This window comes from Acinetobacter sp. ANC 3832 (assembly GCF_002135415.1).
In the GTDB taxonomy this organism is placed as follows: Bacteria; Pseudomonadota; Gammaproteobacteria; order Pseudomonadales; family Moraxellaceae; genus Acinetobacter.
In genome coordinates, this window is record NZ_NEGJ01000003.1 from 412,620 (window position 1) to 432,842 (window position 20,223).

22 protein-coding genes are annotated in these 20,223 nt (G+C 37.9%); all 22 read right to left on the reverse strand.

Going from position 1 to position 20,223, the window contains the following annotated elements:
• Positions 1–73: 73 nt before the first annotated feature.
• Complete coding sequence (locus tag B9T35_RS06380) at positions 74–640, reverse strand: lysozyme (protein ID WP_086190272.1); 567 nt, start codon at positions 638–640, stop codon at positions 74–76.
• Entirely contained in the window at positions 640–849 is a 210-nt protein-coding gene (locus tag B9T35_RS06385) for a hypothetical protein (RefSeq protein WP_086190273.1), read from the reverse strand. Before B9T35_RS06385 ends, B9T35_RS06380 begins: the two co-directional genes overlap by 1 nt.
• Positions 830–1,108: a holin gene (locus B9T35_RS06390; RefSeq protein ID WP_086190274.1), complete on the reverse strand. Its 279-nt coding sequence runs from the start codon at positions 1,106–1,108 to the stop codon at positions 830–832. Before B9T35_RS06390 ends, B9T35_RS06385 begins: the two co-directional genes overlap by 20 nt.
• 60 nt (positions 1,109–1,168) lie before the next feature.
• Positions 1,169–3,658, reverse strand: a complete 2,490-nt coding sequence (locus B9T35_RS06395; protein ID WP_086190275.1) for a phage tail protein — start codon at positions 3,656–3,658, stop codon at positions 1,169–1,171.
• A gap of 1 nt (position 3,659) precedes the next feature.
• Complete coding sequence (locus B9T35_RS06400; RefSeq protein ID WP_416202420.1) at positions 3,660–4,103, reverse strand: NlpC/P60 family protein; 444 nt, start codon at positions 4,101–4,103, stop codon at positions 3,660–3,662.
• 150 nt (positions 4,104–4,253) lie between these two features.
• Entirely contained in the window at positions 4,254–7,292 is a 3,039-nt protein-coding gene (locus B9T35_RS06405; RefSeq protein ID WP_086190276.1) for a CotH kinase family protein, read from the reverse strand.
• Between the two features lie 54 nt (positions 7,293–7,346).
• The gene (locus B9T35_RS06410; protein ID WP_086190277.1) at positions 7,347–8,204 is read right to left on the reverse strand and encodes a DUF2163 domain-containing protein; all 858 of its coding nucleotides are present in this window, start codon (positions 8,202–8,204) and stop codon (positions 7,347–7,349) included.
• Positions 8,201–8,992, reverse strand: coding sequence for a DUF2460 domain-containing protein (locus tag B9T35_RS06415; RefSeq protein ID WP_086190278.1), 792 nt, complete (start codon positions 8,990–8,992; stop codon positions 8,201–8,203). Before B9T35_RS06415 ends, B9T35_RS06410 begins: the two co-directional genes overlap by 4 nt.
• A 9-nt stretch (positions 8,993–9,001) precedes the next feature.
• On the reverse strand, positions 9,002–12,988 hold the full coding sequence (locus tag B9T35_RS06420; protein ID WP_086190279.1) for a phage tail protein: 3,987 nt from the start codon (positions 12,986–12,988) through the stop codon (positions 9,002–9,004).
• A 57-nt stretch (positions 12,989–13,045) separates the two neighbouring features.
• Complete coding sequence (locus B9T35_RS06425; RefSeq protein WP_086190280.1) at positions 13,046–13,663, reverse strand: hypothetical protein; 618 nt, start codon at positions 13,661–13,663, stop codon at positions 13,046–13,048.
• A gap of 62 nt (positions 13,664–13,725) precedes the next feature.
• A complete protein-coding gene (locus tag B9T35_RS06430; RefSeq protein ID WP_171264227.1) occupies positions 13,726–13,950 on the reverse strand; it encodes a hypothetical protein in 225 nt (74 codons plus the stop codon).
• Between the two features lie 26 nt (positions 13,951–13,976).
• Positions 13,977–14,288 (reverse strand): hypothetical protein, encoded by a 312-nt coding sequence (locus B9T35_RS06435; RefSeq protein WP_086190281.1) that lies wholly within the window; start codon positions 14,286–14,288, stop codon positions 13,977–13,979.
• 6 nt (positions 14,289–14,294) lie between these two features.
• Entirely contained in the window at positions 14,295–15,062 is a 768-nt protein-coding gene (locus B9T35_RS06440; protein WP_086190282.1) for a hypothetical protein, read from the reverse strand.
• Between the two features lie 65 nt (positions 15,063–15,127).
• Entirely contained in the window at positions 15,128–15,568 is a 441-nt protein-coding gene (locus tag B9T35_RS06445) for a hypothetical protein (protein ID WP_086190283.1), read from the reverse strand.
• Complete coding sequence (locus tag B9T35_RS06450) at positions 15,561–16,037, reverse strand: hypothetical protein (RefSeq protein WP_086190284.1); 477 nt, start codon at positions 16,035–16,037, stop codon at positions 15,561–15,563. The genes B9T35_RS06445 and B9T35_RS06450 overlap by 8 nt, the downstream gene beginning before the upstream one ends.
• A 7-nt stretch (positions 16,038–16,044) precedes the next feature.
• On the reverse strand, positions 16,045–16,236 hold the full coding sequence (locus tag B9T35_RS06455; RefSeq protein WP_086190285.1) for a hypothetical protein: 192 nt from the start codon (positions 16,234–16,236) through the stop codon (positions 16,045–16,047).
• 9 nt (positions 16,237–16,245) lie between these two features.
• Positions 16,246–16,629: a DUF4054 domain-containing protein gene (locus B9T35_RS06460; protein WP_086190286.1), complete on the reverse strand. Its 384-nt coding sequence runs from the start codon at positions 16,627–16,629 to the stop codon at positions 16,246–16,248.
• 7 nt (positions 16,630–16,636) lie between these two features.
• The gene (locus B9T35_RS06465) at positions 16,637–16,966 is read right to left on the reverse strand and encodes a hypothetical protein (protein WP_086190287.1); all 330 of its coding nucleotides are present in this window, start codon (positions 16,964–16,966) and stop codon (positions 16,637–16,639) included.
• Positions 16,967–16,978: 12 nt separating this feature from the next.
• Positions 16,979–17,959, reverse strand: coding sequence for a major capsid family protein (locus tag B9T35_RS06470; protein ID WP_086190288.1), 981 nt, complete (start codon positions 17,957–17,959; stop codon positions 16,979–16,981).
• Positions 17,960–17,962: 3 nt separating this feature from the next.
• On the reverse strand, positions 17,963–18,433 hold the full coding sequence (locus B9T35_RS06475) for a hypothetical protein (RefSeq protein WP_086190289.1): 471 nt from the start codon (positions 18,431–18,433) through the stop codon (positions 17,963–17,965).
• 17 nt (positions 18,434–18,450) lie between these two features.
• Positions 18,451–19,641 (reverse strand): DUF2213 domain-containing protein, encoded by a 1,191-nt coding sequence (locus tag B9T35_RS06480; protein WP_086190290.1) that lies wholly within the window; start codon positions 19,639–19,641, stop codon positions 18,451–18,453.
• A 202-nt stretch (positions 19,642–19,843) separates the two neighbouring features.
• Entirely contained in the window at positions 19,844–20,206 is a 363-nt protein-coding gene (locus B9T35_RS06485; RefSeq protein ID WP_086190291.1) for a hypothetical protein, read from the reverse strand.
• Positions 20,207–20,223: the final 17 nt, after the last annotated feature.

Genomic DNA, 20,223 nt, shown 5'->3' on the forward strand with positions numbered 1-20,223 from the left:
ACTCTTTAATTCTCATGCCCTTCAAATATTAGCTTCTTTTTATTTCGCAACAGTATCAACAGCCCAAAGCCCTCTAAAGGGCTTTCTCAAACAACTTTCGTTCTTTAGCACGACGGTTCACCAACCCTTGCACAATCTTACCTTTCACTTTATTCCATACATTAAACTGAGCAGCTGCACCTAAATAATCACCAGCATTCAGCTTTTTAAGCAATGTAGAATCCTTAAATGCGGTTTGTCCAATGTTATAAGTCAGCGATACCAGCGCATCAAATTGATTCTGATTTAATGGCACAACAACTGCAGTATTTACTGTCTGCTCAAATTTCTTTAAGTCATGTGCCATATAGCTTTTAGCTTGCTCTAAAGTGCACACATCACCCTTTTTCACTTTAATGCCATCTGGATAAATAGTGGTACCAAAGCCAATCGTCCAAACGCCCACGCCATCATCATAGGCTTTGAGTTCTTTTCCTTCAAAGCCACAAATGATATCAACTCCTGATTTACTGACCGTTTTGTTATTACCACCATCTTTTACAATGAATGTCAGTACATCATTCAATTTGTTGACTTGTTCTTGAGTGAGACTACCGCCTGCTAACGTTCTAGCAATACCGAAAAATGCTTCTCTGCTCATTATTTATCACCACTTTTACTGTTTTGATCTGAGTTACCGAAATAAAAGCTCACGACGGCACCACCCCATCCAATGATTGAACCGAGTGCGATATTTACCAAGTCACGGTTTTTTTCAGGAATATCAATAAAAAAAAGCCCGATAATTGCAAGTACTGCAATACCGAGCGCTACAAAAGCAATAGCGGTTTTAGTCTGTTCGCTGTTCATTGATTACCTCTTTCACTTTTTGAACCCTTATTTTGTGTTCGATTTTCCGCATTTCATGCTCTACTTTTTCCCGTTTATTTTTTGCAACAGCAAAATACAACTGAATAAAAAGACCTATGAATGCAATTCCTAAACCACCCCAAGCAATCACATCAACTTTTGTTAAGAATGCAAAAAAAGATGTTGCTCCACTTGCTACTGTAATTTTCTGAGTAATTGCCACTGCACTTGCTTCAATGACTGCCTGTGTTTCAGACATATTCCCTCCAAATTTTGGCAATAAAAAAGCACCCGATTGGGTGCCTTGAAATTAATTAATTTAAGTTTCAGTTGTTGCTTGTGTTATACGTGCCGAATAATTCCAAGCTGTTTCTTTCCAAACATCACTTGCTGCAACCCTTACGTAATATGTAGTTGTTGATTGAAGCTTATCGATCGTGCAAGCATTTTCAGTACCGGTCCAACTCGCTGCCACAATTTCAGGATCAAAATTAGCATTTGTACTCACCCAGACCTGATAATCTTTAAGATCTGGTGCTTCACTTGGAATCCATGTAACTGTGATAGAATCCTTGGTTGCTGATGTATAAACATTTAATAATTGTGGTGGCACTAGGTTACTGATATTTAGTTCAGCATAAGAGCTTATAACCTCTCCATTTTTACTCGCTACACGAATTGTATATGAGCGCTGTACACCATCAATTTTAGCTTCTTCCATCGAGTAGCTATAATCAGTGTTTGTCGTATCTACAGTTCTTAATAATGTTCCACCTGATAAGATTTGAACAATATAACCAGATGCGCCTGCAGTATTTTGCCATTGAACTTTAAAACTTGTTCCAACAAATGATGATTGTAAAGATAAGCCTTTAACGCTTGATGGAATACCGCCACTAATCGTATGACTATATGCTGTTACCTCATTTAAAGATTGTTCTTTTTGCTCCAAGCCATTGAAGCTAGTAAATTTTAAATAGACCTGTTTACCAATTAAATTCTGATTAAAATCATACTCAAATATTGCTCTATCTATACGAACAAAAGGCTCACCCACATTATGTGAATTCGCTTCATAATAACGCCCGCGAAGCATTCCACTTAATGTGTAAAGCCCAGATCCATTTAACGTTGCACCCACATAATTGACAAACTCATCACCAATCTTACAAAGTGTTGCATCTACCTGTGCTTCCTCAACAGTACCACTAAATATTTGGCTCGAAGTATTCAACTGGACTTGTAGAGCAGTATCAATTTCATTAATGCCTGTTGTTAATGCTCCATATCGAGCTGAACCATATATGGTACCAATGCGTTCATAAGTGGTATTGTCTAGACTTACCCAAACATTACAACCGCCCCAATTGCTGCCACCTGAAGCAGCTACCCAAATTTGATTTACGCCATTAGTTAAATCTAAAGGAGGTTCAAAAATTACAGGCGCATTCACATTACCTGGTTCTTCATTACCACCTTGATACCCATTAGATGACTGCTGATCATATTCGACTGCTGATCTTGAACCTATTGCCAACTCCTCTGCAGTAATTGTCAGCATGCCGTCTTCATCTTCTTCAACACGTGTAATACGCACTAAGAATTCATCTAAACCTAGTGATTCATCTGTAATTGTTACAATATCCATCGGTTCTAAACGGCAGTACTTCCAGCCAAGATTAAATTCATATTCATTTCGAACATATAAAAGTCGTTGCAAACGTAACTGAACTGCATGCCGTGCGATTTTTGGTTCACAAAACATTTCTAATTTAACTGGATCTTCCGTGCGTAGACCGTACATTTCAATGTTTGCCTGATCTTTGGCTTCGACTGTTTCAGTATTGTATTGATTGAAGCGGTTTACATACTCGATCTGAGTATGATTAAACGCATCAGTATCACGGCTACGACGAACACGTACTGGTTCATCTTCACCAATAAAATCATCATCAGTTAAATGATAAACTGGCTCTAAATTAGGAGTGAATGTGTAACCATTGCCTGAAATAGCTGAATCACCAAAAGATCGAATTTTTAAGCCATCTGGACTCGGTACCACTGCACAATTCACAGCTACAACGATTTCATTAATAATTTCATGCGCCTCACGTTGTTCAGTTAATGCAGGGCTAATCAATAAATTTGCTGCAGCACAGTAGGTCCTGAACTCAGATAAATCATGCATGTTCAAATATGGTGATGCACCGTAACGTTGATTTGTAATCAAATCTTCAATTACATCTGCTGGGTTTGCATCATGAATCGTATCCGAGAATGTAATATCGCTAATGACTTCAAAGTTATGATTCGCAAGGCTTGCACTACCGCCTAATTCATAGTTGGCACATGCGACATATCCAAGGTAAGGATAATTAATAGCTTTGTCGGGATGTTTAGTTTGCAAATAGCCCCATATAGGATTTCCATCACCATGAAAAAGTTCAAAGCCAATCTGGTCGATTGGCTTCATTTGAACATTATTTTCAGTTTTTGTGACGATTTGCTCTTTGTCTCGCCAAATAATCCCGATATCTCTGATTCTGTTCTCACACAATCCAAGCATTAAAGATGTGTAATATGTATATGTAGTATTCTTTGTTTTAGAGCTACCACCTTTACCACCAGATTTAGTTGTGGTTGTCTTAGCAATTGAATGAAAATCACCGTACCAAAACATATTGGCAGCCATGCGATTCTTACCGTAAACCAAAGGCTGACATAAACCATAAGCAGACTGCTGAACGCGCATTGAATTAATACGTGTATCAGAAGTACTCATGGTAGAACCACCAAATAATCCACCCATATTATTCTTTTAGCCTCTTCATACGATAAAAGCCCACAACACGGCGGGCTAGACTTCCTTTTGTACCATCTTGAATGACGACACCAATTCCAAGATATGAATGAATTATTGTTGGCCATTCAATCACAATTGCGCCATGACTCACACATTTTCCAATTTTATAAAGCACTATGTCACCCGGTTGCGGTTCTTCTACTTCAAAACACACACTTTTGATGTGTTCTAAATAGCGTTCACCCATCTGATGCATGTGCCAATCAGGCGGATAGGGTCGTGGATCCAGATAATCCATCAATCCTACTTTTTCGTAAACCTCACAAATTAATGTACCACAGTCGACTCCAACACCCTTAATGCGACCTTGATGGTGATAAGGTGTGCCTAACCATGTTTTCGCTTCATCAATAATCTCTAAAGTATTTTTATTCACTTTTATGCCTTCCATATAAATCAACCATAAAAAAACCTCAGAGTTAAACTGAGGTTTTTTATGGTGTTCTAGACTCCTAATCTAAAAGAAGAATCTACGATGAATAACTAAATAGTTTGAAATAACAGACATGTAAACCTTGTACTGCAAATAAACGATTTATACTTACGGCATAATCCTTACAGCACATTCATCAAGATTAACCATTACACCTGAATTATTCGTGTGAGTAATCGTTACTAAGCCCGCAGCCAAACATTCGGCAGCCATTGTTGTTCCTTGTAATGGCATTTGGAAGTCTACTGTGTACTTTGTTCCGACTGTAGATCCAGCCAAATTCAATGATGTTGTTTGGCTTGTTCCATTTACCAGAGATGGAGGATTCCATAGTTTTTGAGCCAAGACACCTGGTGCTAAATATCCATATTTGGCATCAAGATATTTGATTCTTGCATTCAACCAAGACATGATCTGATATATGCCACCAAAATCCTTTGATGGAATATCAGTCCATTTTTCTTGTTCTTGTTTAAACAAATCAAGGCTAAACTTAGATTCAATATCACGATTTAGCTTATATATAGATTCAGTTGTAAAAACTCCATTGTTACGTAATTGAGCGTATCGCTTGATTACATCGTTTAAAATTATTGGTCTTACAATTGGAATAATGTTGTTTGCATCCCAATTCCAATTTGTATCATATCCAAGACCTGTGCCAGCCCAATGAATTCCAAATGTTGTATCTAAATCATATGGCATCCAACAATACTTTGTGCCATCCCATGTGGTTAAGATTGAGTTTTTATCTAACAAATCTGCAGCTGCAGTGAATTCAACCAATAAATACCAATCAACTACATTTACTCGATCATAGTATTTATCAAATTGGGCTGTACGCTGGTCTATAGGTAAACGATGGAAATCCCATAAGGCTTGCATTGAGGCAACGACCGTTGGATCTGTGATCGTTGCACCCTCTTCATAACTACTCAACTTAGGATTACGCAATCCTAAATTCGCATAAGGAGGAGTTGCAGCAGTGAAATCTACACCTCCACCCAACAGCTCAAATTGCACATGTTTTTTGTTATCTTTGCTTAGATTGTAATTGTCACGTTTTTTTCCGATATTTAAAGTACCAATACCATAAAAAACACCATTTAATCGAACTACAGCTGGATAACCGTCTACATGTCCTATTGCACCAGTATCATTTGATTTTGTACCTGATTGGTTTACATAGGTACGGTCAACTTCGCGCTTAGGGAAACCAATTCGCGTTTGAACTATTTGCTCCCATAAGCGGTTACATAAAATATTACGGCTATGAGTTGCATCAATATAGTTTGCTTTCCAAACAAGTTCTTGTTGTGGAATTAAATCCCCTAACTTAATTGTGCGCTCAGTAGAGAAGGTATCATCCGTAAAAAAACTAAAACTAAAATTCTTTTTAGGATATACAGCAGAGCTACTTCCTTGAACCCCATACTGAACTGCACTTTCGGTTACAACGCCATCTACATTCAAAATTAAGCGACAATTTATTAATCCCTGAGCTTTTGACTCTGGTGGAAAAACTGTATCAGCATAAATATCGATCTGAATAAGGCTCGTAGGTTTTGGCAATGTAAACATTGTGTTTTTTACAACATTTGCATTAACCAGTTTCACCTTTGTGCTTAATTTATTTTTTCGATTTTTTACCACATATGGATTGGATAATTTAGACCAAAAAGGATCTGATCGGTGAATACTTGTAATACTTATAAATCCTTCATGTTCACAAGTATAGTTAATCTTAGCTGCTCTAATACCCTGTGAACCAAACTCAGGAATAGTGTGAACACATTTAATTAAATTTCCGTTGTAGTCATATAAATTAAGCACACTCATCAATCCAGAAGGCTCATCCGTATCTACTACGGCTTCAAAAGTATCCCCATGCTTGACAGCGATCTTCCCAGTACTTTTATAAGCATTCCAATATTCAGGTGAAACCATTTGATTGAATTCAATACCATCTGCGGTATAACCAGTGCCAGGTACTAAAAATGGAATAATTTCTTCAATTTTATCTGCAGTCAATCTTGCAAGACTATCATCTCGTACAAAAACATTTTCCTGTGGGCGATTCGACGAAATATTTGGATCAGTCCCAGAAGGTTTCAATACCGCTTTAAGACTCAATCCACTGATATAAGCTCTATTTGCTGGGGCGATTGAGCAAAAAACAATGTAGCAGCGTTTATCTGCCGTATAAAAATAGTCAAATGGGTAAGAATCACCAGGTTGATCTGTATTTTTGAAAGACTCTACAAATCTAAGATCCTTATCAAAAACTACCATCGCTGCAATATCACTATCAGGATTAAGTACTGTTGCAGAAATTTGATCCCCAATTTCTAATGGAATAAGGCCTGTATTACGGTATGCAGAGGTATAAATATCACCACCACCATGCAAATCATGAGCGCCGCTTAAATTGTATCGACCTAACTCATTAAACTCTATAGTTATGTTCTTACCTTCGCTTAGCATTTTCGCATTTGCTAAACGTAAATTAGCAATCATGCGCACTACATATCTATCAAAATACGAACTTCGATCCAATACCGTTAATGTATTATGATTATTAGTCACTGTAGCAAACCGCGCAGGGTAAATAGATCCTGCCCATTGAATTGTAGATGCCACACAATAACAATTATCCGTAGCTGTATATGCATATTCGATTTCTTCAGCATCTTCAGCAGTAATATTGGGCTTAGAAAGATTAGCTAAAAGTTTAAGATTCATGTCAAAAACTAATAGAGAAGCTACATCAGCTTGATTATTTTTATTTTGTTGTAAAATTATTGCTTTAAATTTTGCCCCTTTATCTAAATAAATTAAACCTGTATTTAAGTAATTATTTGAATGTACATCAAAATTTAAAGAGCGATCAGATACACCATTTTTAAAGTATCGACCTGTGACATTGAAAGGATAAGTATTCTGACGATCCAAATACATGCTAGTCAATGCTTTCAAGGCACTGATTTCATTGAGCATATCTTTATTCACCGAAGTGTATGCTTTATCAATATTTTCTTTTGATTCAAGCTCTTCAATGTACTCAATTAAACGTCTAAGGGCATCTTTAAAACCATTTTCGGTGACAGACGAATCGATAAATTCAGCAACAGTTGGCAATAATTTCATATTTAATTTCCATAAAAAAACCCGCTAAATTAGCGGGTTTCATAAAATTTATACTTAGACAGAAGTTTCAGGAACTGGGATAAATGGTGATCCACGAAACATGGGCTTGTTGTTAAAGCGATTAATACAGGTCTCAAGACGTTTATCACAACCCGGATAAACTCTTATTCGCTGACCTACCTGTGGATCTTCTAAAAGTGGCAAAGTCAATAATAAAACACCTGATTCATGTAGGCGCACAGTACGTTTTAATCCTGCATTACCACCATCCAAAAATTCAACCACACCTTGTGTAAACCAGCCCTGTGGCTGTGTAATATTGCAAATAATTCGTGCTGATGTGCTTCCTGATTCAATTACTCTTTCAGCCATGTAATTGAGGCGGTTCAAGCCACACGCGCTATCAAATAAGGTGTTTGAACAACCTGGTTGATATAAATTCCTTGGCATCTGCACGCTTAAATCATCGAGATCAGAAGCAACATTAAAATGGATTACGTTTCTATCCAGTTCAGGCTCAATTATTCGACCCTCAAATAATAGTAATGCCCCCGCACTTGTATCAGTTGGCGTATTGATATCCATAAAAATGCGTTCTAATTTAAAACGCGCACCATCCATTTGACCGTTATGAAATGCTTGGGCGATAGAAATTAAATTGAAGTCATTTTCATCTGTTGATTCAATTGAAACAAATAAATTATCAACTTCAACACCCAATGATAGATTAAATCCCTCTCTGCTAATAATAGGACCATCAGTCAAATGGGTATTACCACCAACAATCAGGTCGTAATCATAATTTGTGTATCGATGCACTTGATTCTGAACTGTAGTGATAGTGTACAAATCAGCCATCAAAAACTGATCTGCATCTAACAAAGCGATTAACTGTGCTGAAGCTGCTCTCATATTTTCTTTCCTAATGACCCTACCATTTCAACCTTTTGTGCTTTCCAAAGTTTGGTCATAAAATTAGTATATTGTTGCTCATCATCTTTAAACCGACATCGATAATAAAACGTACCTGAAATGACCAAATCTTGACCTAATGCCAATGGCTCGGACAGTTCAATAATTCCATCTTTGGTTAAAGAAACTATGCCTTTGTTCCACATGAAGTTTTCTGAATCACTTAACCACATCGAAAAATTTGAATTTCTGTTCCACATATTAGGATTTAGCACAATATATTGTGGTTCAACATGGCTTAAAGGAATCTGATTCATTACAAATTCAGATTCCCACCATCCTAAGTAATCCGCATTCCATATCTGACTTTGATCGTTTTTAGACCACATATTTTTTGAAAAATAATTCCACATATTAGGATTTACATAATGTGGAATTGTATTAACTGGTTTATGTGACTTTAATTCTTTATAAATTTGAAACTTGCTCGTTAAACCATCCCCTAAAAATTGGCATTTATATTGGTTATCTTCAGGCATTTTCAAAAAAAATGAATCAAAAGCACCACGGCGTTCTAGAAAGAAACCTTCAAGGGCTTGCAGTTCACCTCTATTTTTCGACTCCCTTAAAAATGCATAAGACATACTTATTTCATATTTGGGAACTCCTTGGTAACTCGCACGAAGCTCACGACCATTAACTGAAGTCATAATTTTGGTATTAAAAATGGGAGTCTTTGTAAGCTCCCATTCTAGTCCTGGTAATTCAGGAAATAATTCATCTGACATATAAATTCCTTATTTACCGAAATTACGGTTATACCCTTTCAATCCGCCTGCCAATTCACGGCCATGTTTCTTCATAAAGCGTTTTACATCTTTAGAATCCCATGCTTGGATATTAAGCGTAGTCATTCCGCCTGCATCACCCGGTATTGTTGGTTGACTCAACTCGCCGCCTGCCATTGACTTACCCAAAGCACGAATGGTATTGGCATGCTGTTTAGGTAATACCATTTCTTCTTCATGTAGTTGGGTCATTGGATTTACACCTGAAGGAATATCGTATCCTCCTCGAGCAGATGCAACCTTACCAACAATCGCCGATACACCAGCGAATGCGGCAATACCTGCAGCAACACCCAATGCAGGACCAACAAATGGAATTGCTGAAAGTGCCGCCCAAGCTGCTGCCATTGCTTCCCATGCCGACATCATGATGGATTTAATAACCTCCATGAGTTTTAAGCCTAATCGAGCAAATACACCTGCTGAAGTCGCAGCGGTTTTCATCCCTTCACCAGCAACGACAGCTGTAGTTTGAGCAGTTTGTCCCATAACTTCCGCAGCTGTTTCAGCTTTGATGAATCCCATTTTTACTGCGAGTCTTCTGGCTAAACCCGACATATAATCCTGAATGGGTTTAGTCACCATTTTTTGAACAAACTCCATGGCAACTTCAGAAAAAATAGCATTTGTTGCATTTTTCCATGTCAAGGTACCATTCATCATGGCTTGCATGCCTTGATCCCAAAGATTTGACATCCTTGAAGTCAAGCCACCAAACTTCTTCTCAAAGTCTGCTAACTGAGCTTCATCTAGTTTCTTAGGTGCACCTGTGTCACTGACCTTTTTCTGGCTATCCAACTCAGCAATATTATTGCTGATTGTCGCTTGGCCTGCTCCCTTGCCTGATATTGATGATTGTTGATTCTCCAAATCCAATCGAGCCAGTAACCCATCACGTTTAATTTGGTAAAGCTGATCTTCTAATTGTTTGTCAAGTTGAACTTTTTCAACATTAGAAATACGACCAGCATCCAAAGCTGCTTGAATACCAGCCTTTTCTAGCTCATAAATCCGCTGCGCCTGATCTTGTTTGAATTGAATTTCTTGTTCATAAATAGCTTTGATTTTTTCAAAAGCTTCTAAATTCAAAGCAACGATTTTATCTTGCGATTCTTTTTCGGCTTTTTCTTTGAAGGTTTTTTTATCTGCACTATTTAGTGTTGATTTTTCGATTCGATCCAACTCTTTGGTTAATTCAAGCTGAACCTTTTCCTGCTCTGAAGCATATTTATATTTCAGATCAAGGCGCTCTTTTTCAGCCTTTTCCGCATTTCTTGTCTGCTCTTCAAGGTAACGTTCATACCGGGAATCTGAACTGGATTTCTTACTTCCTTTTACCTTGTCATTTTTAACCAAGGCTAGATACTTATCCGCATCCGCTTGAGAATTAAAGCTGACGTGAATATGCCCACCTGTTGCACGTTTAGATGGATTTTTATATTCATCAAGAACTTGAGCATTTACACCATTCTTCCCAAGCATCGCTTTTAAATCAGAAGCGACTTGCCCACTTTTCGACTTATCCTGCAAACCAAAATCTACAGCTAGACCCTGAGCGTGCTTGCTTGATGTGCCTTGATGATATTTATCATTGAATGCTGTAAAGCGCGTAATCTGAAACTTATCTTGAATAAGTCCTGCCAAATCTAAAACACCTTGATGTGCCTTACCTCCTGCATATGCTTCAGTACTCTTGATTCTTAAATCTGAATAGGAGGTGGGTTCATATTTAGACTCTTTATGACTCCCTGATTTTTTTTCATCCTTTTTACCAGTCCCAACACCTTTATTAGGATCGAATGTCGTTGAAGTTGCAGGGGATGGTTTATTCTCTTTTAGTTTACCCAAAAAAGTATCTGATAATTGCTGACCGCCTTTTGTAGCAGAATCAACAATCGTCTGCCCCATCAAGTTAACTGCTGTAGTAATTCCAACAGTAGATTTCTGCCAGTCGCTCTTCATCCAATCTAAACGCGTACTCATTTTAGAAGTGTAGCGATCAGTGATGGATCCTAATTCAGTAAAACCCTGCTCATAAGCAGCCTTAGCACCCGAAAAATCAAAACTTAAGACGCTACTCACTACATTTCCAAAAGTCTTAAACTTCACACCTAGAACATCTAAGCCATACTGAATTGTATCTCTAAAGCCACCGAACACATTCATAACAGTACTAATCGCAAATGAAAGCGCCTGACAGACTGTTGTTACTACTGCACGGATAACAGCAAATGCAGATTGGATAGCTACTCTCAATCCAATAGTTAATGCTGCAAATACTCTTAATGCACTAGTAACCATATCCATGAATCCAACTTGCTGTACAGACCCATCACCAATATCTTTAGTTAGGTCACCCCAGATATCGGAAATTAGTTGCATTACCCCCGTTGTGCTATCAAGCAAATTTTCAAAAATCGTAATTATTGCAGTAATTGAACCATCGATTGCTTCTTTTGACTTAGTGGCGGATGACAAGAAATTGTTCGCCATGTTTTTAAGACCGGGTGCCAACTCTGCAACCAATCTACCCAACAACCCTTTAATAGTTGCACCTATTAATCCTAAAGATGAATCAAAGTCTTTGGTTGCTTGGATTGCTTCATCATCTAGAATTACACCAAGGTCATGGGCTTGTTTCGAGTATTCCTTTAATTTCTTTGCGTTATCATCTAGAAGTGGTGAAAGTAACATTGCATCATTGGCGATAGACTCCATATAGAAAGTCATTTCAGCTTGTGAAACATTAGCCTTCTTTAATGTCTCGTAATATTTACCTAAAATCTGTGGTCCCGATAAACCTTGAAACTCTTTCGCTGTTATACCAACCTTAGGTGCTATCTTTTCAAAGAAGTCCGCCATCTCCCCGCCACCAGTTTGCATGAAATCACCGAACTTATCGTTCACATCTTTCATGATGTCGCCAAGCTTTTCTTGACTTATACCTACTGATTTTGATGCAAAACCCCATTCTTGAAATTCTTTAGTTGTGGCATTAGCAAGACGTGACATGTTCTCTATTTCACGTGCATTGCGTATGACTTCACCTGTTAGTGCCCCTATCTGGGATACTAGCTGACTTGCCATATTTGCAAGAAAGTTACCTACCAGACTAGTGCCTATTCCAGAACCACTACCACCACCAGACCCACTACCATCTCTCCCTGAACCCCCACCGCCTGAGCCGCCACCACCTCCACCACCAGAATTTATTCGAGTCCTTAAATGATCAATGCTCGTTTTTAAACGGTCCAAGGATCCGCGCAACATCGTACTTGTGGCATCAACATTAATAACTGTATTCAAGTTGATATTGGTGTGTTGTAGACGGCTAATTGCACTTTGAATCATAGTGCGGGCTTGATTTAGCTGTGCTGACAATAAAGGCAAATTAACTGTAATTCGAATTGCATTAGAAAATACAGATTGTAATGTTGTTGATACAGTTTGCTTTGCTTGTTGTAACTCTGAGCGTAATTGGCTTAGATCGATGCCTAATTTGACTTTAATCTGTTGATTATTGATTTGATTCAAACGGCGTTGAATCTCATGAATATCAATGTCTAATCTAACATTTTGAATAGGAAGTGAAGACAAACGAGATCTGATCAAGTTTTCTGCATGGCCAATTTCGGAGTCCAATGCTGTTGTATCAATTTTTAATTTGATTGAAGCTTCATCAACAATGCTATTAATACGTGATTTAATTGTATTGGCTGCATTGCTCAATTTTTGTTGAACATCGCTCATATCAATGTTTAAGCTAACATCAATATTTTTAAGTGAATCACGTACACCATCAAATGCATTCTTAATCGTATCTGCAATACGATTGATATCAGCCGCAGCAGATTGAACTTTATTGGTTGCCTCATTCATACCATCGGAAAGTGCATCCGTAGAGGCTGTGATTTTTACTTCAACTTCATTGGCCATAACTTTTCCTTAGGCATTAAAAAACCGCCTTATTGGCGGCATGAATTTGATTACAAATCAATTTTTAGAATTTTTAATCCCTTGTTCAACTATTTCAACCATTTCTGCTTTTGAAGGACTTTTAGTAGAAATGTAATAACTGGCAATACTAATCACTAAACTACCAACACCCATACAAATAACAAAATTATTCATAACCTTAGATCTATTTTGTTTTTCCTCTACAATTTTTGAATTTTCAAGCGCTTTTTGTAATGGTATTAAAAGGTATTTATCTGAGTCAGAGCCAGTGTTTTCTGTAATTTGCACTAATCTGTGAATTACTTGTTTTAAATCTGTAGGAAGATTTCCAAATGGTTCTAACTTTTCTAAAGATATAAGTACTTCAGTATAACCTTTAAACTTTGACTCATCATCACTCGCATACATCATCTCATATATAAGCTGAATTGCCTGCTGTGTACTTAGACCTGAAGCTCTTAAAATCCTAGAGCAATCTTCTGAATTGATAGATAAATTTTTCCCGATTTTACGCTCAATAATTTGTTTAAAATATAAACAATTTTTTCTTTTCTTAAATTTATCTATCCCAAAAATTGTAAAAGCAAAAATAACTAATACTGGATATGATATTGCTATTGCCCAATTTGCAAATACTTCTATTGAAAATTCCATACGCGCTTCTAATAAATGATACTTAATTGTTATAGCAGTATATTTGATCAGGGCGACCGAAGTCACCCTTGCGGAAATGCACTCAACATTTCTTCTAAATCATCGTCATCATTATCCTGAGGCTGTGAATTATCTTCAATCCCCATAAATGCTTCTAAAATTCGACAAAGTCGCTGAATGCCAACATCTGCGGGAGGAAACTTTGTTTGATACTCATTTAATGCGCTGATTCTTGGTAAATCCATTTGATCACGGATATAGTCATAATCCTTACCAGTCGTCATCATTAAATGAGTATAAAGCTCCTCCCAGTCTATTCCCCCGATTCACCTGCATCAGCTTTATTATTTTTTAGTCCTGATACTGCCATAACAGCACCCATCACCTCTTCCAGCTGATCCATGTAAATCATATCTGCAACATCATCACGACTGATTTCCGGATAATTACGCTTCAATGATTTATGCGCGACATCAATCACTGTACCAACATCATTTGGCTGAAAGCCTTGCAATGCTGGTAAAAGCTTTTCAACTGCACCAAGTGACAACGGCGCAAATACAAATGCTTGGCCATCAATTTTGATTGTAGTGCCGCGTGGATTTTCAATTTCTTTAAATTGCATAGGTTATTACTCCGAAGTATTCCAAGAAAAAACGCGGTTTAAATCATCAGCCATCGGCTGAAATTCGAATTCTGGAAGATCGTAATCATCCTGTTTAGAGCTAAACCCAAGTTTGTTACTGGTACAGCGGAAAAATTCCATGCCCATGAACTTACCTTTATATTCACGCTGCAGGTTCACTGAAAATTCAGGTGTGTAACCCATATCAAGGTTATTGACTAAGCCTGACTTTGCACCTGCCACTGTTGCCGAATATTTAAAGCTGATAAATACCACTTTGCCTACATCAAGCGTGGCAAAAGTATATGCGCCAGTTGCTTCATCGACACTGTATTGACCTGCCGTTGGTGCAGAAGTCACACGTGTCAGCGGAATAGCTTTAGAGTCAGTGACACCCAAGTTTTTAACATAAGTCCCAGAGTTTGGTACAACTGGGGTTACGTTACCACCTGTTAGAATTTTTTCACCGTTGATTGTTTGAGTTACAATCTCCAAACCACCATCAGCAACTACACCACCGAAAAAAATCGAATTCAGTAATGCACCACTAATACGACCAATCGTTGCTTTACACTTAATCGAACCTTTACCACGCGCAGCATCTACTGCAAACTGTCCACGACCGTATAATTCTTTTAAGTCATATGAGATATCTACAGATGTACTCTGCATAACCCCCACCTCAACAGGTGTTGGATTGCTAATAGGTTTGCCAAATACGTCTAAAATAGGTGTTGCAAAGATTTTGCCTGCACCAAATAAATATTGAGCCATTGATTTTGACCTCTTAAGAATGACAAAACCGCCATTTAAGGCGGTCATAAATTAGTGTGAATTGTTTAATTGGTTGTTAAAATTTGAATCGGAATGATTGCAATACCTTGTCCATCAAGCATTCCATCAACACCTTCATAAATTTCAATCGTGCCATCAATCCAACAATGTTCAACCAAACCACCCAAGGTCTGGTATTCACAAATTTCAGGAAACTCTGGTTTGATAGCTTCACGAATAGAATCGACAAATGAATTGATTTGAGTTGAGATTGCCTTAATCGGATCAGATTCATGGATATACAAATACAAATCTGCGCTCATAATGATCTTAGCGTTCAAACCCTTTACAGGATTTTCAGCTTGATTGCCTTGCGTTACGAACAACGCAGGACGCTGGTCATCACCAACAAGATTGAAATGTTTTAAACGTCTACTAACTGAAACAATGCCTTTTATATTTGAAAACCGAAAAAATAAAGCTTGATAAATACTTTCGCTATCCATTCAAACCTCGCTCAATCGCTTTATCAATATTCTTGGGCACAATTTTAGCAATCTCATCTAATGAATCACGCATAAAGCGACGCTCTTTAAATTTAACATTGCGACTATGAGCCTTAACCAAAACATCACGTGGCGTAATTGGCCTCCCAAAAGCCTGTTTGATATGCCTCAAGTGCTCTTTAATGCTAATCGCAGCAGATAAACCAAACTCATGGATAAATGCATACTTAACGTGTGTACCACCTGCTGACACAATGCCTTCAATTACACCACCAACCTCTTCTACTCTTGAGACTAGTGAGCCACGTAAACGACCAGATTGAACATTCAATCGTTGCCCACTTAACATGTCTTCTTGAATCATGCGTTGGAGTTTTAAAGTTAATGCTGTGATTGTTCGTCGTATTTCAATCTTTATCCGGTTGTTATCTTCATTCATTTGAATATGAACATCGACAGAATCAACCATGGGTCACCTAGCTTTTAGTTGTTGCGACTACCGTAGATTTTTTAGGCTCATCCACATAACGAGTAAATTGCATTGGTTGAAGTGCAAAATAGATATCCTCATTAGAGGAAACAATCCCATCCTTTACTTCATAGGATTGCCCTGAAATTACAATATGGGTTGATTTATATGAATCAGGTGCTTGATATTTAAATAACATCTATTTCTCCTAAATAACAAAAGCACCGATTCCCAAACTATTGGGATTCGTTCCTTTGTCATCGATTGGAATGGAATTTTTTAAAGCCAAATAGCGTTGGCCATAAATACTTTGATCGTAAAATGTATCTTTTGATGATCGAGAGAAACTTGCACTCTGGCCAGCAATAGACAAACTGGATGCATTTGATATAGCAGTACCATTTGGATTTGCTTTTTGAACTTTAATAATATGTGCCGCATACAGACCTACAGCACGTTCTTTTAATTTTCCAAATTCAATAACCGAAACAACTAATTCAGCTTCTTCCAAAGCATCCTTTATTTCAGATTCATTTGAATTGTAAAGTTGAGAATCTGATTTAAATCGTTCTCGAAATGCTTGCAGGTCCATATACCACCTATTCTTTTGCTTGAACTAACTTAGCTTGAAGTTGCTCTATTGCCTCATCATCAGCAAAGGTAATGCCCATCTCAGTAAGTTCGGCTTTAACATTGGCTAAAGCATCGTCTAGTTTGTTTTCATTACTTCCTTTGCCTCCCGCACTAGACTTTTGCTTAGCCTCTTCACCTATAGTGATATCCCCACTCTCAAGCAATGCACTAAAAGCCTTACCTTTGGAGATACGTTTTAAGTCAGCCACAGATACATCAATGGTCTGACCCTTACCGATCTGAACCCCATCAAAAGAAAAAGCGGCTTGAGAGCCGCTGTAATTAATTTTTGGCATGTTTATTTATCCTTATTCAACATCGTAGTAGCGAAGGGAGTCGACACGTTTCAGATAAACACCTTCATACATGTAATGACCAGGTGTGCGAATCACATAATTGACAGGCTGAGCTGCCAAGAATTCCAAATCGTTGCATCGAAACGTAATGCAACTTGGATCACGGCGATAAACAATACTTCGATCTGTTCCACCAACACCTTTGCCTTCTAAATAGCTTTCAGATGCAAAATTAAGCGTTTTATTCTGCATAGCAAAGGTGTTCTTTTCCTTAATGTATTCAAGGAAAGTTTTACCCGCAGAATCAGGAACGATACGACTCGCAATAATCGTAAATTTATTCTCTGGCATTACAAAAGTATCAGGCTGTACACTGCTATCAAATTTAGATGCATTGGTTGCACCTTTAATTGCTTTATTGATATCAGCCAAAATCACTTCAATTGTAGCTGTGGCGTAATCAACCGTTGAAGCAATGACCTCAACTCCTGTCTGGTTGTAGAAGCCATTCAAACCCGTATCACTTTCACCAAACCAAGCAACATCGCTCATATGGTTTTCAAATGCTAAGCGTGCTGCTGTGATTTTGTCTGTAGCCAATGAAATTCCTGCTTTTAATGCCGCAGCAGTTTCAAAGATTGAAGTTTCATAACCAATCACACCAACCTGAACAGTTAATTTAACTTCGTCATACATCACTTCTGCCAACGGCACGTCATTACCAAGTCCAGAATGACGCTTACCACGACCTACACCATGTTTACGCTGTAAGACACTTGCAGAACCAACAACAGCTCCAGCCAGACCTTCGATTGGTAGGTATTTTGCGTAAGCTTGAGCTTCAGCCAATTGAGGAGACATTTCATCTACTGATTCCAAATTGATCAGTAATTTAGCAAATGTATCCAAATTAAATGCATCACCTGTAGCAACTTGCACACCATGTGCTACTGCAGATAAGCGAATTTTCATTTGATTTAATTCTTTAGACATATATTACGCTCCACGTAAACGAAGAATTGCCAATCCATCAGGGCCTGTAATGGTTTCCCAAGTGGCATTCGGAAACAAAGTTGAATCAAGCGCAACGGATGACAAAGAACCCAATGGCGCATCAGCAGTGCCATTTGAAGTCTTTACATAGACCTTGGCATTAATATCCGTCACAGGTGCTGTAGGTTTTACCCAAGCAGATCCAATTTGCATGATCGGTGCGCAATCATGCTTTTGATACGCTTCAAGACCTTTGGAGTTTTTACCTGATTTACCGATATGCTGGAAAACGACTACACCGAATTTAGTATTAGCGGCATTAGTAACTGTTGTTACCGTTTTACCATCCGTCGTTTGAACTGCGACTTCACCATCGCTAAGAACACTAGTGCCAGAGACAGGCAAAGATAGAATTTCTTCTGGCATGTGTAAACGCGCACGCATACCAGGTACCGCTTGAGGTGTTAATGACATACTCATTCCCCTTTAAATTAAAATGATTGTTTCCAAGCTTCTTTTTTGGTACTTGGTTTTGGTTGTTCAGCCTGCTTAGCAACATTAACCTGTTGCTGCTGAAACTGATTTAATGCATCACCCACTGCATTGCTTGGGCTGACACTCTTAACTGCTGATAACGCGCGGAAAACAGTGTCCACTTGCTCAGGTTTAGCATCTCCAATAGCAATACCACCCAATACAGCTACAACTAAGCTATCTCCTGCTTTTGCAGTAATAACATCACGTTTGATTTGCTCACATGAACAACCATTCGTTTTAATGCCCGGCACAAGTGCTGTAGCATCTGCAACGACTGATGTACGCTCAGCCACGACTTGATCTAATTTTTCAGGAGTGATTTGGTTCTTTTCAAGATCACCAACCTTTTGCTTTAAATCTGTATTTTCAGTATGTAAAGTATCAACTACTGCTTGAACTGCTGTGAGTTCATCACCTACCGTAAATTGTTTATCACCAACTTTTAGCTTTGCAGCCTTTATGTTTGTAAGTTGATCCTCTTGCTGCTTTAAGGCATCTGCTAGTGCTTGGTTGTCACCAATTTCAAAGCGAATACCGTTAACTTTAACTTCCATCTTTTTCCCCTTTGGGCTTGGTTTTTCGTCACCGATACGACAATCACCACCACAGCGACCGTATTTCACTAGTGCCACATGATTGCCAATAAAATTAATAAACTTCGCTTGATACGGCGTACTATCAGGTGCTGTACCATTTTCTAAAACAAGAACTGCTGCATAGCCGAGCGACATCTCAATGCGCTCATTGCTTTGAATTAAATCGATACTGTTTTTATCTTTAATCAGAAGATCACCCACCAAAAAATCACCTTCTTGACGAACATTTTCACAATAACCTGTGTGATATTCCTTCCAATTTGATGCATTGATCTCGTTCTTGGGGGGATGGTAGTCCGTTGCATCCACACCAGAAAAACTTGCAACCGATTCAGGCTTGAAAAGTTCATCTGCAGGTGTGTAGACATTAATGATTTGGTCTGCTGTGAATCCCTCTAATGATGGGAATTCATAGGCGTAGTACTGCCGTACTTGGGGTGCCTTTGCCAAACGAACATTCACGCATTTCAAATAACCTTCTTTGGTAAATGAGCGTGATGATTCACTTGGGGCAAAGTCACCAATTTTGAGTTGGTATAGGATTTTCATTGATTATCACTATGACTTCTGTAGGGGTATTTTATTTCGATTTTTTGAGATGAAATTTTTACAAGGCATATATCCGCCAAATTTCCTAGTAAATGTACAATTTTGACAATTACATTGATTATTTGTTTCCATAAATTTTGCTCATAAAAAAACCCACCAAGAGGTGGGTTTTTTTATTAACTAAAGAATTTAAAAATATGAATTATTTACCTTCTAAATCATTTCTCGAGGCAACAACCTGCATATCAACGTTTTCTGTAGCATTAAGTTTTACCGCTAATTTAGCTAACTCATCATTAGGTAAACTTGGTTGAACAGAAAGCTTATCTTGTCCAAAAACATGAAGCGTTTCTGCATACTTACCATCATCAGAAACATATAGCTGTATGTCATCAGTAGGTGTTTTAATATGAATATATTTCTCAACACCAATATTTATAGTTGGTTTTTCAATTAAAAGCTCATAGCCTTCTGGAAGATTCTCCTTAAGGGCATCTAAAACATGTTGATTGTTATTTGGTTTAATCACAGCATGGCGATATGAGTTAATGTGTTCTTCTGTCATTAGTTTTTTCTCAAGAA

Coding starts and splice junctions, on each gene's coding strand:
- B9T35_RS06440 (WP_086190282.1), bottom strand. CDS start 15,062: ATGGCTCAATATTTATTTGGTGCAGGCAAAATCTTTGCAACACCTATT.
- B9T35_RS06485 (WP_086190291.1), bottom strand. CDS start 20,206: ATGACAGAAGAACACATTAACTCATATCGCCATGCTGTGATTAAACCA.
- B9T35_RS06430 (WP_171264227.1), bottom strand. CDS start 13,950: ATGATGACGACTGGTAAGGATTATGACTATATCCGTGATCAAATGGAT.
- B9T35_RS06380 (WP_086190272.1), bottom strand. CDS start 640: ATGAGCAGAGAAGCATTTTTCGGTATTGCTAGAACGTTAGCAGGCGGT.
- B9T35_RS06395 (WP_086190275.1), bottom strand. CDS start 3,658: ATGGGTGGATTATTTGGTGGTTCTACCATGAGTACTTCTGATACACGT.
- B9T35_RS06405 (WP_086190276.1), bottom strand. CDS start 7,292: ATGAAATTATTGCCAACTGTTGCTGAATTTATCGATTCGTCTGTCACC.
- B9T35_RS06400 (WP_416202420.1), bottom strand. CDS start 4,103: ATGGAAGGCATAAAAGTGAATAAAAATACTTTAGAGATTATTGATGAA.
- B9T35_RS06390 (WP_086190274.1), bottom strand. CDS start 1,108: ATGTCTGAAACACAGGCAGTCATTGAAGCAAGTGCAGTGGCAATTACT.
- B9T35_RS06420 (WP_086190279.1), bottom strand. CDS start 12,988: ATGGCCAATGAAGTTGAAGTAAAAATCACAGCCTCTACGGATGCACTT.
- B9T35_RS06410 (WP_086190277.1), bottom strand. CDS start 8,204: ATGAGAGCAGCTTCAGCACAGTTAATCGCTTTGTTAGATGCAGATCAG.
- B9T35_RS06465 (WP_086190287.1), bottom strand. CDS start 16,966: ATGCCAAAAATTAATTACAGCGGCTCTCAAGCCGCTTTTTCTTTTGAT.
- B9T35_RS06470 (WP_086190288.1), bottom strand. CDS start 17,959: ATGTCTAAAGAATTAAATCAAATGAAAATTCGCTTATCTGCAGTAGCA.
- B9T35_RS06445 (WP_086190283.1), bottom strand. CDS start 15,568: ATGGATAGCGAAAGTATTTATCAAGCTTTATTTTTTCGGTTTTCAAAT.
- B9T35_RS06460 (WP_086190286.1), bottom strand. CDS start 16,629: ATGGACCTGCAAGCATTTCGAGAACGATTTAAATCAGATTCTCAACTT.
- B9T35_RS06415 (WP_086190278.1), bottom strand. CDS start 8,992: ATGTCAGATGAATTATTTCCTGAATTACCAGGACTAGAATGGGAGCTT.
- B9T35_RS06450 (WP_086190284.1), bottom strand. CDS start 16,037: ATGGTTGATTCTGTCGATGTTCATATTCAAATGAATGAAGATAACAAC.
- B9T35_RS06455 (WP_086190285.1), bottom strand. CDS start 16,236: ATGTTATTTAAATATCAAGCACCTGATTCATATAAATCAACCCATATT.
- B9T35_RS06385 (WP_086190273.1), bottom strand. CDS start 849: ATGAACAGCGAACAGACTAAAACCGCTATTGCTTTTGTAGCGCTCGGT.
- B9T35_RS06435 (WP_086190281.1), bottom strand. CDS start 14,288: ATGCAATTTAAAGAAATTGAAAATCCACGCGGCACTACAATCAAAATT.
- B9T35_RS06480 (WP_086190290.1), bottom strand. CDS start 19,641: ATGAAAATCCTATACCAACTCAAAATTGGTGACTTTGCCCCAAGTGAA.
- B9T35_RS06475 (WP_086190289.1), bottom strand. CDS start 18,433: ATGTCATTAACACCTCAAGCGGTACCTGGTATGCGTGCGCGTTTACAC.
- B9T35_RS06425 (WP_086190280.1), bottom strand. CDS start 13,663: ATGGAATTTTCAATAGAAGTATTTGCAAATTGGGCAATAGCAATATCA.